Source organism: Vibrio lentus (genome assembly GCF_030409755.1).
GTDB classification, from domain to species: Bacteria; Pseudomonadota; Gammaproteobacteria; order Enterobacterales; family Vibrionaceae; genus Vibrio; species Vibrio lentus.
The window spans coordinates 738,460-755,226 of sequence record NZ_JAUFQE010000001.1 but is presented as its reverse complement, the minus strand read 5'-3'; the positions used below and the strand labels follow the sequence as shown (position 1 = coordinate 755,226).

17 protein-coding genes are annotated in these 16,767 nt (G+C 43.9%); 9 read left to right on the top strand and 8 right to left on the bottom strand.

From position 1 onward, the window contains the following. The gene (locus QWZ07_RS03105; RefSeq protein ID WP_192852800.1) at positions 1–933 is read right to left on the bottom strand and encodes a LysR family transcriptional regulator; all 933 of its coding nucleotides are present in this window, start codon (positions 931–933) and stop codon (positions 1–3) included. Positions 934–1,202: 269 nt separating this feature from the next. On the opposite strand from QWZ07_RS03105, the gene QWZ07_RS03100 reads away from it, so the two are divergent. Together QWZ07_RS03100 and QWZ07_RS03095 are read left to right on the top strand one after the other, a co-directional pair. After that, the gene (locus QWZ07_RS03100; protein WP_192852866.1) at positions 1,203–1,970 is read left to right on the top strand and encodes a glycine betaine ABC transporter substrate-binding protein; all 768 of its coding nucleotides are present in this window, start codon (positions 1,203–1,205) and stop codon (positions 1,968–1,970) included. A 156-nt stretch (positions 1,971–2,126) separates the two neighbouring features. Next, positions 2,127–3,152, top strand: a complete 1,026-nt coding sequence (locus QWZ07_RS03095; protein ID WP_192852801.1) for a zinc-binding alcohol dehydrogenase family protein — start codon at positions 2,127–2,129, stop codon at positions 3,150–3,152. Positions 3,153–3,272: 120 nt separating this feature from the next. Here the strand turns inward: QWZ07_RS03095 and QWZ07_RS03090 are convergent, their stop codons facing one another. Continuing rightward, entirely contained in the window at positions 3,273–3,851 is a 579-nt protein-coding gene (locus QWZ07_RS03090) for a CIA30 family protein (protein ID WP_390226520.1), read from the bottom strand. Positions 3,852–3,918: 67 nt separating this feature from the next. Next, the gene (locus tag QWZ07_RS03085; RefSeq protein WP_192852803.1) at positions 3,919–4,185 is read right to left on the bottom strand and encodes a DUF3081 domain-containing protein; all 267 of its coding nucleotides are present in this window, start codon (positions 4,183–4,185) and stop codon (positions 3,919–3,921) included. Positions 4,186–4,563: 378 nt separating this feature from the next. Between QWZ07_RS03085 and QWZ07_RS03080 the strand changes: the two genes are divergently transcribed. Further along, a complete protein-coding gene (locus QWZ07_RS03080; protein ID WP_102363069.1) occupies positions 4,564–4,980 on the top strand; it encodes a VOC family protein in 417 nt (138 codons plus the stop codon). Positions 4,981–5,148: 168 nt separating this feature from the next. Here the strand turns inward: QWZ07_RS03080 and QWZ07_RS03075 are convergent, their stop codons facing one another. Then, a complete protein-coding gene (locus QWZ07_RS03075; protein WP_192852804.1) occupies positions 5,149–6,048 on the bottom strand; it encodes a DMT family transporter in 900 nt (299 codons plus the stop codon). Positions 6,049–6,315: 267 nt separating this feature from the next. Between QWZ07_RS03075 and QWZ07_RS03070 the strand changes: the two genes are divergently transcribed. After that, on the top strand, positions 6,316–7,716 hold the full coding sequence (locus QWZ07_RS03070) for an alpha-amylase family protein (protein ID WP_192852805.1): 1,401 nt from the start codon (positions 6,316–6,318) through the stop codon (positions 7,714–7,716). 116 nt (positions 7,717–7,832) lie between these two features. Here the strand turns inward: QWZ07_RS03070 and QWZ07_RS03065 are convergent, their stop codons facing one another. Together QWZ07_RS03065 and QWZ07_RS03060 are read right to left on the bottom strand one after the other, a co-directional pair. Then, a complete protein-coding gene (locus QWZ07_RS03065) occupies positions 7,833–8,954 on the bottom strand; it encodes an FAD-dependent oxidoreductase (protein ID WP_192852806.1) in 1,122 nt (373 codons plus the stop codon). Between the two features lie 133 nt (positions 8,955–9,087). Next, positions 9,088–10,059 (bottom strand): LysR family transcriptional regulator, encoded by a 972-nt coding sequence (locus tag QWZ07_RS03060; protein ID WP_192852807.1) that lies wholly within the window; start codon positions 10,057–10,059, stop codon positions 9,088–9,090. Positions 10,060–10,159: 100 nt separating this feature from the next. Between QWZ07_RS03060 and QWZ07_RS03055 the strand changes: the two genes are divergently transcribed. Continuing rightward, the gene (locus QWZ07_RS03055; protein ID WP_192852808.1) at positions 10,160–11,518 is read left to right on the top strand and encodes an MATE family efflux transporter; all 1,359 of its coding nucleotides are present in this window, start codon (positions 10,160–10,162) and stop codon (positions 11,516–11,518) included. 186 nt (positions 11,519–11,704) lie between these two features. Here the strand turns inward: QWZ07_RS03055 and QWZ07_RS03050 are convergent, their stop codons facing one another. Beyond that, positions 11,705–12,142 (bottom strand): Spy/CpxP family protein refolding chaperone, encoded by a 438-nt coding sequence (locus QWZ07_RS03050; protein ID WP_192852809.1) that lies wholly within the window; start codon positions 12,140–12,142, stop codon positions 11,705–11,707. A gap of 225 nt (positions 12,143–12,367) precedes the next feature. Between QWZ07_RS03050 and QWZ07_RS03045 the strand changes: the two genes are divergently transcribed. Beyond that, complete coding sequence (locus tag QWZ07_RS03045; protein ID WP_029223306.1) at positions 12,368–12,613, top strand: hypothetical protein; 246 nt, start codon at positions 12,368–12,370, stop codon at positions 12,611–12,613. Between the two features lie 18 nt (positions 12,614–12,631). Here QWZ07_RS03045 and QWZ07_RS03040 read toward each other — a convergent pair whose 3' ends face one another. Next, on the bottom strand, positions 12,632–12,838 hold the full coding sequence (locus QWZ07_RS03040; protein WP_290253677.1) for a hypothetical protein: 207 nt from the start codon (positions 12,836–12,838) through the stop codon (positions 12,632–12,634). A 102-nt stretch (positions 12,839–12,940) separates the two neighbouring features. Between QWZ07_RS03040 and QWZ07_RS03035 the strand changes: the two genes are divergently transcribed. The 3 genes from QWZ07_RS03035 to QWZ07_RS03025 all read left to right on the top strand — a co-directional run bounded on the left by QWZ07_RS03035 (position 12,941) and on the right by QWZ07_RS03025 (position 16,295). Then, positions 12,941–13,945, top strand: coding sequence for a response regulator (locus QWZ07_RS03035; RefSeq protein WP_102536568.1), 1,005 nt, complete (start codon positions 12,941–12,943; stop codon positions 13,943–13,945). A 1-nt stretch (position 13,946) separates the two neighbouring features. Continuing rightward, complete coding sequence (locus QWZ07_RS03030) at positions 13,947–14,384, top strand: PAS domain-containing protein (RefSeq protein WP_004731659.1); 438 nt, start codon at positions 13,947–13,949, stop codon at positions 14,382–14,384. Between the two features lie 867 nt (positions 14,385–15,251). Further along, positions 15,252–16,295, top strand: a complete 1,044-nt coding sequence (locus tag QWZ07_RS03025) for a GMP reductase (protein WP_009844818.1) — start codon at positions 15,252–15,254, stop codon at positions 16,293–16,295. Positions 16,296–16,767 lie beyond the last annotated feature (472 nt).

The window sequence follows — 16,767 nt, the reverse complement described above, 5'->3', positions numbered from 1 at the left end:
CTATGATGTTTTATTTTCTATAATACCTTGGTCACCCAATTGAGAAAGGATCGTTGCGGTTTTCTCTCTGAATAAGTCTCTTAATAAGCGAACGGTCGGTGTAATGGATTGACGGCTTGGACACACTAACCACAGCTCGGTAGGGGTCGGTTTAAATTCAGGCATAACTTTAATAACTTCACCTGAAAGCAGATGAGGTGACATGTCTAAACAAGACTTTATTGCGATACCTTTCCCTGCAATACACCAACGTCTCACAAGGTCAGCATCGTTCGATGCACGATTCCCTTTAAGCTTCACTTTATGATCTTGATTGCCATCGTGAAACACCCATTCGTCTTGCAACATGTCATGGAGTTGGTAAAGCAAACCGTTGTGCTGAGCTAAGTCACTAGGCTGTTTTGGTGTTCCCATTTCAGCCAAATATTCAGGAGCAGCACACAATACCCTCGGCACATCGCATATCTTAAAACCATACATGTTGGCGTCAGTCGGGGAACCGTAACGCAGCGCCATATCGACGGAATCTCGGTAGAAGTCGATATTGCTATCGCTGATGCTAGTGCGAAGCGTCGCCTTTGGGTATTCAAGCAAGAACTCATCTAACCAAGGTATGATTAGGTTACGGCCTAGATCTGATGAAAGCGCAATACGAATTTCACCGTCGACAACCCCAAGCTCTTCTCGCATGTTGAGCTTTGCTTGATCCAACATTTTCAATGCTTGTTCACATTCAGGCAGATAACGCTCACCCGCGGTAGACAACCTAAGGTGGCGCGTGGTCCTGACAAACAATTCAGCACCTAACGCGGCTTCAACACGTTTAACGGCAGCACTGGCAGTGGCCGTTCGCATGTCTAGGTTGGTGGCTGCTGCAGTGATACTGCGAAACTCCGCTACTTTCAAAATGACCTGTAAGTCTTCAAGAAGCATGTTATCTCCCTGTATTGAATTATGTTCTAAAGATGGCGTTGGGATATTTCCCCATCACACTCTGCAAATGGGTTATCCCTACTTATCGCTTCTAAGTTAGCTTCAAACACTTAATTGTCAAAATTAATTTGATAATAATTCAAATGTGAGGCTGTTTTTCATTAGTAATTTTCTCACTATCATTTTCCCATATCGACAACGTAGCGCAGTACGCGCTGTATGGACGAAGCCTACGATCTAGGGGAAGTAAGATGACTAAGAAAATCACAATGGGTGTAACGGATTTGTCGTTCCACCGTACGACCGCATCACTGGTTACCAATGTATTAAAAGCCATGGGGTTTGAGGTAGAACGTATTTTCTCTCCACATCAGGAGAACTTTGAAAAGCTGAAAGCAGGCAAAGTGGATATGCTTTCTTCTGCGTGGTTGCCATCAAGTCACGGTATTTACAAAGCGGGCGTTGAGGAAGTTGAGCCGCTTATTGAGCTTGGGCTTCATTATGAACCTTATGCGTTGTGGGGCGTACCAGATTATGTGCCTGAAGATGCGGTTTCTGAAGTCTCTGATTTATTAAAGGCCGAAGTGATCGAGAAAATGAACTCGACTATCCAAGGTATCAACCCCGGAGCTGGTATCACACGTTTCTCTATCCAGATGATGAAAGACTATGGCCTGAGCGATGTCGGCTACGAATTCTTCTCTGGAAGTGAAGCGGATTGTTTTGATGCATTTGAAAGTGCGGTCGCAAACAAAGAGTGGGCCATCGTGCCCCTATGGAAACCGCAGTTTCTGCATTATCGCTACGATATTCGCGAACTCAAAGAGCCTAAAGGCTTGCTCGGAATTGTTGATAGAGCGGTACTTCTTTTAAGAGATGACAAGAAGCACTTGTTCAGTGAAAAACAGATTCAGAAGCTGGATTCACTACGTTTCTCGAACGATATTATTGCCGAACTGGATTACAAAGTTTGCCGTGAAGGTAAATCACAAGATCAAGTCACACATGATTGGTTGATTGAGAAACGTCTGATTTAACCTCTAAGCCGTTGGCAATGCAGTTAGATGTCTGCATTACCCAGATAGCGGCAATACTATTATCAAAAATTATTTGAGAATCATTCAAATATTAGGCGGTTTATCTCGGGTGGGAATTAACTAAGATTAACTCGTCTAATTCAAGGAGAAAGCACAATGTCACTACCATCAAAAATGAAAGCTATTGGATTTACTCAGTCACTTGCGATTACCGAGCAAGAGAGTTTGTTTGAGTTTGAAACGAGTCTGCCAGAACTAAAAAATAATGACTTGTTGGTAAAGGTGAGCGCGACTTCTATCAACCCTGCAGACGCTAAAATTCGTATTCGTAATGCTAAGGATAAAACACTCGAACAACCTAAAGTGTTGGGCTATGACGCAGTCGGTGAAGTTGTTGGCAAAGGTGCTGACGTTGAAGGCTTCGAACTCGGTGACCGTGTGTACTATGCGGGTGACGTAACACGTATGGGTGCTAACGCAGAATTCCAAGCTGTGGACTACCGTATTACGGCTAAAGCACCTAAGAGCCTTTCTGATGAAGCTGCTGCTGTTATGCCACTAGCAACACTTACCGCTTGGGAAGCGTTGTTTGACCGCCTGCGTGTTCGTCCTGAAGAGAAAAAGTCTATCCTGATCATTGGTGGAGCAGGCGGTGTAGGTTCAATTACGATTCAATTGGCGAAGCAACTGACTAATCTGAAAGTTATCGCTACAGCTTCAAGACCTGAAACTGAACAGTGGGTTAGGGATATGGGTGCAGACCATGTGGTGAATCACCGTAACTTGGTTGAGTCTGTACGAGATCAAGGTATCCAACATGTGGATTACATCTTCAATGTTGCTGATACAAAAGGGCATTGGGATTCGATGGTAGAGCTAATAGCTCCTCAAGGCATGATCAGTTCGATTGTTGAGTTTGATGGCGGAGTTGATTTGTCTGCGTTACAAGGTAAATCAGCAGGTTTTATTTGGGAACTGATGTTTACACGTTCACTGTTCAATACCGATGATATCCAGAAGCAACAAGACATCTTATTCCAAGCCGCGAATCTGATTGATGCGGGTCGTATTAAATCTACGCTCACCACGACCCTAAATGGCTTTAGTGTGGACACAATTAAAGATGCACACCAACGTATTGAAAGCAGCGCTTCGATTGGTAAAACAGCCATTAAATATTAATAGTTAATGATTTAGATCTTTGACGGTTTGAAGTGTTGATCTTTTGAACAGTTTGAAAAGCAAGCCCCTTATATCACTCGCAAATCGGTAAGATATCAGGGGCTTTTGTTTATCTGTGATTTACTCAGATTTTTGGGATGCTTTGAATTGAATCTGAATTAGGTTTAGCTCGAAGGGCAGGGGCTGTTTGTCTGCAATCAAAAAGCCGATCTGTTTGATGTCTTGAGCTTCAAGTCTTGGCGCACCACTGAGTAATTGACCTCTGAACACGGCTTTAAACTCGTTTAGTTGGAAGACTTTCTTGAGTTGTTCACCCTTGATGGTTTCAAAGCTGTGCTTGTAGTTAGTTCTATTTCCATCTATCCAAGTTGTGAACCGTAATTGATAAGTTCGGCCGTCACCAACAAACTTTAGCTCTATACTGTCCACATCAGAGTTTACGGATTCAACGGAGCGGTTGATTGAACTGAAACCACCGTTATTCTCTAACGATAGCTCACCCCTGAATTGACTTATCCCATCATCATAAATGAACCCGCCTGTTGAGATGCCGCCCATGACATTGTCGTTGGTCGCTGTCCAATTCTTATGTTCGTTCGCTTGTGTGAAATCAATCATCTCTGTTCCTGCTGTTGACGCTTTAGACCATAAAAAAGAAAGGCAGAACATTAACCATAAAGGCGCTGTTCGCTTACGCATTGAATGCGTTCTAAAGTCGGATTCGTTCATGATTTTCTCCATTATTTACTCGTTAGCTATAGATAGTTTACGGAGAAGGTTCAGTTTCAAGCATAGCTAAACAACGCTTGATGAAGTCTTCATAGTTCGATGTTTTGTCGTATTCGATCTTCAATGAACCATGGAACATCAGTGTCACCGTAACGTCTCGGTAGCTTAACCAACAGGTGTAACCGTCGTAATCGTGCCATGCTACCATCTCGCCCAATTGATATTTTCTGTCCAATTGCTCGCCAGATGATCGAATGCAATCGAACACTCTGAGAAATTCAATAATGGTGATTCTGTTGTCCATGTACCACTCCCGTTGCGCAGTCGATGAAATATGCTAAGTGCTTGTATTTGAATTAACTACGGTTTGGTTCTGCATGGCGATCACTGTGGGGAGGCCTGTATACAACATCCATTTCATCGGCTCACTTAGTGGGAGGTGTGGTTTGGAGAGAGCACCTCCCATAAAGTGACTGGTATTAAGCACAAAGAACAGAATACAGGCAAGGAAGCCACATTAGGTTAGGTCGTCTAAACTTAGATTTGTATGGCATTAAAAACCGAACAATTTGGGCTCTAAAAACGTTCTCGAAAATAAACGTAAATTAATCCTTTACCTCAACTTAACTTGAAGTATTAGCATGAACTTCGTTGCTTACGAGAATACTTTAAGGAGAGAAGAATGATCCAACTTGAACATGTGAATTTAGTCGTTAAGGACATCCCTGAAATGCTGACTTTCTACAAAGCGGCGTTCCCTCATTGGTACGTCCGTGATGAAGGAAAAGGCGAATGGTCAGGCAAGCCACGTAACTGGCTGCATTTTGGCGACGAATACCAATATATCGCGATGAGTGATCATGGTGAGGGTGAAAATAGAGACTTAGCAGGGCATTCGGTTGGCCTCGCGCACTTCGCTTATGTGACCAATAACATTGAGAGCGTCATTCAACGCCTTATCGACGCGGGCTTCCCAATAGCCAAACCCGGTGCCGAAGAACCTTATCGAAAAAACGTCTACTTTGTGGACCCGGCTGGTTTTGAAGTTGAGTTCGTTGAATACCTGAGCGATGACCCCAAGCTACGCAACGCCACGTAATAAAACTCGTTAATCGAGTTGGTGTGCTAGAGCGAGTTTGTTCGAAATAAAACGTCTAAGAAAGGGGGCTAGGAAGACTTACAGAAAAGGGCATTGTGGAATATTCCGCAATGCCCTTTTTAGATCTATTGATTAGCTGATTGGCTAACTGATCTTTAGTTTGGTAATCTACTTAGCTTTGAACGGCACCAATAGTTGTTTGCCAAACACATTGATTAGCGCGCCAGTCACGATCAGGCCACCACCTAGATAAGTCCAAACTGATGGAATCTCATTAAAGATCCACACGCCTAACAGTGCCGAGAATACGATCTGAACGTATGAGTAAGCCGAAGCTTTGCCCGCGGCTTGGGTCTGCATCGCTTTGGTTAACCCGTATTGGCCGATTTGAGTGAAAATCCCGACTAGAACCAGCATCACGGTTAGGAATAAGTTCGGCCATACAAAGTCGTTCCAGATAAGGGCTGTGGAGATCGGTAGGGCAACCAGTGGGAAGTAGAAGATGATGACAGAGCTGTCTTCCGTCTGGCTCAGCTTTCTCACAATCACATAAGCGATTGAGCTACCAAACGCACCACATAACGCCACCATAATGCTGAATAGTGGTAATTCGCTGCTCGCACCGCTGTTCATGCTTGGTTGTACCATCACCAATAATCCCGCTAGGCAGAATGCAATGCAGATCATGGTCGATTTTTGGACGCGCTCTTTGAGGAATAACACACCCAGCAACGCAGTAAATACAGGATGTACGTATTGCAGGATAGTTGCTTCTGCTAACGGAAGAGTGGTTACAGCGTAGTAAACACACATCAGTGCTGCGGTACCTACCGCGCCACGAACAAACAACAAAGGTTTGTTATTACCCCAGATTGAAATGCCTTTTCGTTTTACGTCGATGTAGCTGATGATCAAAGACACCAAAGCCCTTGCTGCAACAATTTCAAATACAGGTATGCCATAATTGCTGATGTATTTCACACAAGCTGACATCAGTGCGAATCCAAAAGCGGAGAGGATCATGAATCGAACCCCAACAGGGATTTGTGAAAAAGAGAAAGAAGACATAAAAAGATCAATAGGCTGAGGGAAAAGGAATCATAGCCTAGTTTAGGATCTTCGACCAAAGTCTTTGTCTGTTTATTGTTCTGAAAATACTAATCAAAAGTCAGGATTGCTATCATTCAATCGGCCTCTACGTAATATCTACCATGACTCAGTTTTATAAAATCAACCCCAACAGAGAGTGACCTTAATTCAACTCTGACTTATTTTGGTTTCAATTGGATTTAGTCTTCTTATTATTTCGATGAATAGATAATAAGAGACATTTTTATGAAACCAATAAATACCCTACTCATATCCGCCCTTGCTGTTTGTTCTTTCAGTTCCGCGACTTACGCCGATACTATTTTGCACGCTTTCAACTGGAAGTATTCAGATGTGACGGCCAACGCGAATCAAATTGCTCAAGCTGGCTATAAGAAAGTGTTGGTTGCTCCGGCAATGAAATCTAGTGGGACCCAATGGTGGGCGCGTTATCAACCACAAGATCTCCGCACCATTGATTCTCCGTTGGGGAACAAACAAGATTTAGCCGCAATGATCACTGCGCTGAAAAGTGTCGGTGTTGATGTTTACGCGGATGTTGTACTTAACCACATGGCGAATGAAAGCTGGAAGCGAAGTGACTTGGATTACCCAGGCACAGAAGTGCTAAACGACTATGCCAGCCATTCAAGCTACTATGCCGACCAGACTTTATTTGGCAACTTAGCGCAGGGTTTTGTCTCAGCTAACGATTTCCATGCTGCAGGTTGCATTACTGACTGGAACGACCCGGGTCATGTTCAATACTGGCGCTTGTGTGGTGCCGACGGCGATGTGGGTCTTCCGGATCTAGATCCAAATAACTGGGTAGTGTCACAGCAACGTTTATATTTGAAAGCGTTGAAAGACATGGGCATCAAAGGTTTCCGTATCGATGCGGTGAAACACATGAGCCAGTACCAAATCGACCAAATATTTACGCCTGAGATCACCACGAATATGCATGTGTTTGGCGAGGTGATTACCAGTGGCGGGGCAGGGAACAGTGGTTATGAGTCGTTCTTAGCGCCTTACTTGAACAACACCAATCATTCTGCGTACGATTTCCCGCTGTTTGCTTCAATTCGATCAGCCTTCTCTATGAGTGGCGGTTTAAACCAACTGCATGATCCACAAGCGTACGGACAAGCTTTGGATGATAGTCGCTCAATCACTTTCGCTATCACACATGATATTCCAACTAATGACGGCTTCCGTTACCAAATCATGGACCCACAAGACGAGCAGCTTGCTTACGCTTATATCCTTGGTAAAGATGGTGGCACGCCGTTGATCTACAGTGATGATCTTCCTGATTCTGAAGACAAGGATAACGGTCGTTGGGGCAATGTTTGGAACAGTTCGACAATGAAAAACATGTTGAGCTTCCATAACGCGATGCAAGGCAAAACAATGACGATGATTTCTAGCGACCAGTGCACTTTGTTATTCAAGCGAGGTAAAGAGGGAGTTGTTGGTATTAACAAGTGTGGCGAAACGCGTGGCGTGACGGTTGATACCTACCAACATGAGTTCAATTGGCATGTTCAATACAAAGACGTATTAAGCAGCGCGACAGAAACTGTGACTTCTCGCTATCATACCTTTAACTTACCACCACGCAGCGCACGTATGTTTAAGCTGTAGTGCCTGTTTAAGCTACAGTATCTGGTGCAGCTAGAGAGCAGACCTAATAATCTAAAAAGCCGCAGTGAATACTGCGGCTTTTCTAGTAGAGAAAGTACTGCTAGCGAATCAAGCCATTAAAAAGGCGAGCGACTATTGGCAATCGCGAACTGTTGATAAAGCTCTGCCACTTCAACTGGGTTGAACTCATCTTTATAAGTCAGTTCACTGAGTCGGTGCGTGATGTTTTGTAGCTCGTGAGATCGTTGCTGAGCTCGTTGTTGGTAGCGTTTGAATGCTTGCTCTGTGCCTTCAAAGTTCGAAGCAATGCTCTGTGCTAGCACATAAGCGTTCTCGATGCCCAAGCTGAAACCGATACCCATGGTTGGCAACACAGCACAACATGAATCACCGAGTAAAACGGCATTATCACGATACCAAGTATCGAATGGTGCAACATCAGCAAGGGGAGAAGGTAAGATCTTCGATTCTGGCGTATCTCTAATCATATCCAGTAAATAGCTAGGGTAGTGCGAGAACTGCTCTAACACGGTTTGTTTAGAAAGCGTTTCACCTTCTTCAACGGCGCATGCAGCGAACCAGTACTTGCCTTGGGTTTCTCGGTCGTAGGTGTAAGTGACAATACGAGATTTATCACCCGCAAAAACATAACACTCATCATCGCTGATTTCTGATGCTTTGAAATCAATCTCACCGCGGCAGCAATAAACGTTCGGTTGTCTTAAAGACACATCAGGCGCGACAAACTTTCTCACTTGAGAGAACACACCATCGGCACCGACAATAATATCCGCATCAAGTGGTTCGCCATTGATCAGAATCTGCGGCTCATCGTCGTTTTGAACAACAGTGCAGGTTTGATTGGTAACGATGCAGTCGTCTCCTAGCTCATTTAATAGCAGTTGGTATAAACGGCTGCGATGAAACAAACCAATTGGCGCGTTGGCTTTGCTTGGGGAGTCACTCATATTGAGCGTGTTGATTGGTAATCCTGTCGCCGTTAATGTTGAGATGGTATCGACTTGGTTACACGCGGCTTTTACTTTATCTACCCCTACTAATGCCGCAAGTACCTGCATGCCTTCTGGCCACATGATGATACCCGTACCGTCAGCTCGTGGTTGTGCTGCCTTCTCGTATATTCGAGCTTTAATACCAAATTTACGTAGTGATAACGCGAGTGCTAAACCATTCAGTCCCGCGCCGATAATCGCGACTTTTAGACGTTGTTGTTCCATGACTTTCTCCTAAGAATAAGATGCCAATATCTGTGTACTGGTTCATAGGGCGTAAGATAGGTCATTCGAATCAATAAATAAACGTTATGGATTATAAGGTTAATGCGATTTTGAAATCTTAGGTGCAGATCCCTTAATGATCTTGGATGACTCCAGACCAATGGTTTTGATGGGATAGCGCTTTCAGTAATTCAATCTCTTTCGCTGTTTCGCCTTTAAGCCATTCAATAAGGTCACTTATTACCGGTGAATGAGTACGCTGGTGGCCAAAGTAAGTCCAAGCACTGTGTTGGATCTTGGCGTTTTTAGGGCAGTATAAAAAGCCTCGTTGAAGTTCTTGTAATACCAAAAGCAAATCAGTCACCGTGACACCTTCCCCCGATAAACATGCACTGAGCGCTAAATCTAACGACAAGAAGCTGGTGTTTCTGACGGGCTTTTTCGGCGGGAACTCGACATCGGCTAGCCATACTTTCCAGTCATGATGATCTAAGGTGGGATGGAGCCTTGGCATGGTTAAGATCGAATCGAGGTCGGTGTCTTGCGTCGTTAAACTGGCAGAATTCGTTAAGCTAGTAGAACAAACCGGCGCCATGAACTCCTCGCGCAAGAAAGTGATATCAGGTGTATTGTCATAGCGTTTTTTGAAGCGAGTGTGGAAGATCAACAAGTCATACTCGCTGCTGTTGATCGCTTCATCTTCTTCAATCACAGGAACAATCACGATCTCGTAGTCGGGGTAACGTTCGTTTAATTCACGAACCTTAGAGATCAATACTCGCGTTGCAAAACTGAGGGTCGCTTTGATCACAATCCGCTTCTGTTTTGGCTCACTCCAAGAGGCGATCACCGATTCGATATTGCCGTAGCTATCACGCAAAGCCACATACAAATCATGACCTTGTTCTGTTAATTCAATCGCTCGATGCTTACGAATAACCAACGATGCGTTTAAGTCATCTTCAAGCTGTTTGATCTGACGGCTGATCGCACTCTGTGTCACGTTGAGTTCATCAGCGGCTAAGGTAAAGCTCATCAGCCTTGCCGCCGCTTCGAAGGCTTTTAAGCCATTATGTGAGGATGGCAAGCTAGGATATGGGGTCATAATTCGTTCGCATGAGTTTATGGAATGTTAGAGTCGCAAATTTATCAATTGAACGCCAGCCTCATCGATCGTATTTTGGGCGGAATTAACTGAGGCGCTCATGAAAAAAATACTCACTCTTGCATTCCCTTTGATCATTTCACAGCTGATATCCATGGCTTTAGTCCTTACTGATGTTTGGATGATGTCGCGAATCAGTGTGTCAGCCCTTGCGGCTGGTGGCTTAGGTGCCTCTATCTACTTCTTCATCTTCATTATTGCGAGCAGCACCGTAGGCTGTGTCGTGAACCTGATCGCTATTGCTTATGGTCAACGAGTAGCTCGCCCAGAGTTTGGTAATACACAAATTAGGTTGGCAGTGAAAGGCGCAACTATGCTGGCATTTGTGTTGAGTGTGACCTTAATGGCGAGCTTCTGGTTTGCTCCGTTGGTATTGGAAGCAGCAAAACAGCCGCCAGAAGTGATCACCTTAGCGATGGAATACGTGCACGCCTTGAAATGGGTAATGCTGCCTTCGCTTATCTTATTGGTGCTGCGTGGCTTAACCAGTGCGTTCGGTAATGTGCGATCCATTCTTGTGATGTCTGTTATTACCGTAATTCTGAATGTGCCAGTGAGTTATTTACTGACGTTCCAGCTCGATATGGGCTTAACGGGTCTAGGTTTAGGAACCGCTATTGCTGCGTTTATCGTGATGCTTGGATATACGGTGTGGGTGTTTAAGCGCGACGAGTTCAAGCAATTCGCCCCATGGCTTCATACTGAAGAATATTCGATTAAGTTGATGAGTCCTTTATTGATGATGGGCTTGCCGATTGCAATGGCGGCTTTACTTGAGCATGGCTTAATTTACGGCGGCACCTTAATGGCGGGCACGATCAGTATTGCTTCGTTAGCTCTGCACCAAATCCTTTTGCAATGCTTAAGTTTCACTTGGAACTTCAATTTCGGCTTCTCACAGGCTGCCGCTATTTTGGTTGGGCGTGATTACGGTGCGGGCAACTACGAAGGAATCAAAAGAACATCCGTTCTAAGCTTTATCTTGGTGTCGGTGTCGGTGTTGAGCGTGGCGTTGTCTGCCGTGTTTATCATATGGCCTGAAATGATCGCTTCTCTCTTTAAGCTAGACGACGGCACTGGTGCGATGACTTCGTTATTAGCTTCTGTTATCTGGGTGGTAGCGTTGTGCTTCATCGTTGATGCTTGGCAGTTACTGGCAATTAACCTATTGAGAGGGATGAAGATTGTTTCAATGCCAACCGTGATGACAGCCATTGGTTACTGGATATTTGGCCTACCTGCTGCTTGGTATTTGATGCATAAGTTCCAGCTTGCAGGGATTTGGGGCGGAATCGGCGTTGGTTTAGGTGTGACGGGTATTCTGCTACTTATCCAATTGATGCGTGTCATTCAAAAGAACAACCAATCTCCAGATTTGTCGAATCATGCTTATACGTGATTTGCTAATTGCGCACTGAATACTAAAAAGCCGCAGTCATTAAGGTGACTGCGGCTTTTTTGTTGTCTATTCCGATTCTTCTTTTTTGGGGGAGATGGGAAGAATCCTTATCAGGATTAGGGGCAGCTATTTTCTGCCTGACGATTTATTGCCAGACTACTTTCTACCAAACTATTTTCTACCAAGCTACTTTCCACCAGAGATCGCAGACTTCATCATGGTTTTAAATTGCTCTTTCTGCTGTTCAGTCAACACGTTATAGATGTTGTTTTTAAGACGCATCTCCTGCATCACCATCGACTTCTCAGTGGCTTGAACCGTGTCGATGACCTTTTCCATTTCGGCTTCATCAAAATCCGGTTGAGTCACAAGGCTGATCTGTTTCTTCTTAAGCTCTATGGCTTTATCCATATCAATCTCTGTTCTATCGGATTGATACTCTTGGACAAGAGAGAATACTTCCGCTTGTTGCTCTTCGGTTAGATTCAAAGAAGCAATAACCATTTGCAGTGGGCTAAGCGCTGGCTGTGGCGGTTGTTGTGGTGTTGAAGCACTCACAAACGGAGCGGTAACGAGTAAAGCTGAAGCAGTTAATACACAAAGCGACTTTTTCAGTGATTTCATTGAGTTTCTCCTGTTAGTGGAAACAAGAGTATAGATGGTGGAGCTGAACTCGATATGAACACGCTGTTCAGTTAAGTGTGCTCAGCGATTTACGTTCACTTAAGTACGTCCAGATAAGTACCTCAAGTAAGTAGAGAGTGGGTTAGACCTTGGTCTTACAGAAACCTACGGCAAAGGTGACTAGAATGATTTGAGTTGCTCACTGTTTTATCAAGGAATACACAAATGGAAGTTGGATTGTTCTGGGCTGAAAAAGGGATGTTAGTGCTTGGCGCGCTGTTTGTTTTGACGAGCATGATGCAGTACGGAAGACGCAGTAGCGATTGGAAAGGCGTGATTACGATGTTCTACAAACGTATCCCAATGAATATTGCAGAATACAAATGGTATCGTTTGGGCATTGCTTTGTTGGTGTTTGCTGTGGTTATACGTTTCGCATTACTGATCCTATGGCCTTCATACCAGTTTTAGTCCCTTGTATTCGCTCTTTTATATAGAGCATATAAAACCGATACATTCATGACGAGATTGAGCCTTAATAAACTCACTTATTAAGGCTGTCATTTCATAAATTAGCGCTGCTGTTCCATGAAAAAGTGCTATTACTCTATAATGACGAACGGTTATTACCTTTGTAGCATATTGTTTTTCATGAAGAATAATGCCAGATAATAGCTTACCTGCTTGTTTCATCATTCTTACTAATAATCTACACATAAATCCATTCACCCCGTACCTGATACCATAATGTTCTGTTACACTCGACCGAATTAGCTTTAATTTGTCGGTGGTGCATTTATGTCGTTCCCAGTTCTTATATGTGATGATTCTGCGTTAGCAAGGAAGCAGATGGCTCGATCACTGCCTAGTTCTCTAAATGCAGATATAACTTTTGCTGTTCATGGGCTTAATGCACTTGAAGAGTTAGCTCAAAACCAATTTAAATTGATGTTCCTCGACCTCACCATGCCGGAATTAGACGGCTATGGCACATTGGAAGAGATGCAACGTTTGGGTGATACCACGCCTGTTGTCGTTGTTTCTGGTGACATACAACCAAAAGCACAACAGAAGGTGATGGATCTCGGCGCTAAAGCGTTTTTGCAAAAGCCGATCGATAAAGAAGCGTTAAAAGCGATTTTACGTGAGCACGTCGATCCACCAAAACAACCTCAACTGTATACGCCTACTGCTCTCGAACTTCCAATATTGCGCCGACGCGATATCTATATGGAAGTCGCGAACGTAGCGATAGGCCGTGCCGCTGATGCACTGGCTCGTCACTTTAATGTATTTGTGCACTTACCACTGCCGAACGTCAACATCTTCGAAGTAAGTGAATTGCATATGGCGCTTCGTGACCTAGCAGACAACGACCAAGTGTCGGGTGTTTGCCAAGGCTTCAGCGGAGAAGGCATTGCAGGCGAAGCATTAGTCTTGTTGAGTGATTCCAGCGTGAGCGATCTTAAGAAGCTCATGAAAGTGCCAACCGAAAGTGAACAGCTTGAAGAACTAGAACTGCTGATGGATGTGTCGAACATCTTAGTTGGCTCATTCTTGAATGGGTTAGGGGAACAATCAGAAGTTCGTTTCTTCCAAAGCTCACCTGTGCTGCTCGGGCAACACATCTCGATTGATTCCGTGATTGAGAATACCAGTGGCTCGTTTAAGAAGACCATGACCTTTGAAGTCAGCTACAACATTGATGGCACTTCAATCCGTTGTGATCTTCTGTTCATGTTCGTTGACGAATCTCTGCCTCTTCTAGACAACAAATTGGCCTACCTAATGGAGGAGTTTTAATATGCTGAATCTTCCTGCTGAATTTGAACAGTTCCACTGGATGGTGGACATGGTTCAAAACGTCGATATGGGGCTGGTGGTCATTAACCGTGACTTTCAGGTACAAGTTTGGAATGGCTTCATGACGCACCATAGCGGTAAGCAATCGCACGATGCGATCGGTAAGTCTATCTTTGAACTGTTCCCTGAAATCCCTGAAGAGTGGTTTAGGCTCAAAACCAAGCCAGTCTACGATTTAGGCTGCCGTAGCTTCATTACATGGCAACAAAGGCCTTATCTGTTTAAGTGCCGTAATGTTAGGCCTGTAACCCAACAAGCCGACTTTATGTATCAGAACGTGACGCTAAACCCAATGCGCTCACCAACAGGGCAAGTCAGCTCATTGTTCTTGTCGATTCAAGATGCGACCGCTGAAGCGTTAGTCTCTCAAAAGAACTAGATTGTTCTATTCGCCAAACAACGCATTCCTATACGCGCATTAGCATCAGTCTAATCAACGAATAAAAATGGCTACGGTTAATTAGCTGAGCCATTTTTTTTTGCTTTTTATTCTTCAAATCTAATTTTCCCCCTCGCTTTTCACGTCAACCAATCTTCTTTTTCTATGCGCTTTACTCAATATTCCAGGTTACATGAACGAACGGGAAGCCACTGAACGTGCTTTCGACGCGGCAATGCTACGGGTTAATAGAAATTGGATTTATAAAGTTTGAGCTCGAAAGCATTATTTAATGGAGTGCGAGGGCTGAATTCTCAAACCCAAGTGAATCTTGGTCTCTAGATTGAGTCGTTATCCCCCTACTTTTCCAAGTGACCACAAAATAAAAACGTCACGAGATTGGCCAATTTGGTCAAAAACAGATAAAAATTAGAAAAAAATCGAATTTATTTAAGAAAAAAGGTATTTTTTTGTTGGAGAAAAGTGGGTTTTTTATGTGATTTCGAGGCACTTTCTTCACATTATTGCTTTATGAGGGGGATATTACGCGAAAAAGGGAGGAAAACGATTGCGCAATAAACCAACAGCGTTTGCGTGAGTGGTTCGCTAAGTTATTAATTAGTAAGAATTTAGTTGGAAAGTGTAGCTAGGGGAGTTTTAGCGGATATGGAATCTTTGAGAGGATAGCATAAAAAAAAATGAAATATCAGACTTGCTGTTACTAAATCACGACCTATAATGCTGAAAACCGGAGCGTCTGCCAACGCTCCGGTTTTTTTGTGTCCGAAGAAAAGTAAACTCGTCTGCCAACGGTTTTACTACGCATTTCGCGAGAGACACATAATTTTATGAATCAAGGAAAACACCATGCGTATCGAACAAGAACTTAAGTTAGGTTTCAAAGATGTACTCTTCCGTCCGAAGCGTTCTACCCTTAAAAGCCGTTCTCAAGTTGAATTAACCCGCGATTTTACATTCAAGCATAGCGGTCGTCAATGGTCTGGTACTCCAGTAATTGCAGCTAACATGGATTCGGTAGCAAGCTTTGAAATGGCAGCTGCTCTAGCAGAGCACGGTGTTATGACTGCAGTACACAAGCACTACACAGTAGAGCAGTGGGCTGAGTTTGCTAAAACAGCAGACAAGAAAACACTGAACAACGTTTTTGTATCAACAGGTACGTCTGAAGCTGAGTTCGAGAAAGTTAAGAAGATCATGGCGCTTAGCGAAGAGTTCGTATTTATCTGTATTGATATCGCTAACGGCTACTCAGAGCACCTTGTTGAGTTCGTACAGAAAGTACGTGCTGAATTCCCGACTAAAGTTATCTCTGCGGGTAACGTTGTAACGGGTGACATGGTTGAAGAGCTAATCCTAGCTGGCGCAGACATTGTTAAGGTTGGTATCGGCCCTGGTTCTGTTTGTACTACACGTGTTAAAACAGGCGTAGGTTACCCTCAACTTTCTGCAATCATCGAGTGTGGCGACGCGGCACACGGCCTTGGCGGTATGATCATCGGTGACGGTGGCTGTTCATGTGCGGGTGACGTATCTAAAGCGTTCGGCGGCGGTGCTGACTTCGTAATGCTAGGCGGCATGCTAGCAGGTCACTCTGAGTCAGGCGGTGAAGTTGTAGAGCAAGACGGTAAGCAATACATGAAGTTCTACGGCATGTCTTCACAGTCGGCTATGGACAAGCACTCAGGTGGTGTTGCTAAGTACCGTGCTGCGGAAGGTAAAACTGTTTTACTTCCATACCGTGGTTCAGTTCACAACACAATTTCTGACATCCTTGGTGGTGTACGTTCAACTTGTACCTACGTAGGCGCAGCAAAGCTTAAAGAGCTAACTAAGCGTACTACTTTCATCCGTGTACAAGAGCAAGAGAACAACGTATTCGGTAAAGAGTAATCTGAACGAATTCGAATAGTTTGAAAATCAAGAGCCGCTTTTTAGCGGCTCTTTTTTTTGGGATTTACGTCTGAACAATTTGGATTTTACATGGATGTTATTAAGTACTGGCTTCCCGATGGGAAGCCGAAATTATCGAGTCGTGATACAAAAAGACCACTATGTAGTGGGGACGTATCAAGACCGGAAGTTATATATTTTATTGTTTGGTGGAGAGCCCAAGCACCATCAGATTAAAGGCCTTGAACAAGATGGGAAAAACAATGTGTTTGGGTTGTTTTGATGTGGTAAATGGGGCTGTGTATCGAGTAATGATTTATTGTTTTTAAATTTTATTCAAATGCAGATGCTTTAAGTTGTTGTTTTTTATTGTTTTGTTTTAATTTTGTTCTCGAGTTATTAATGGGGAATATGTTCAAGTTGTTGAAGATATAAGGTAAAATGAGCGTAACATTAGAATTTGGGATAGCCC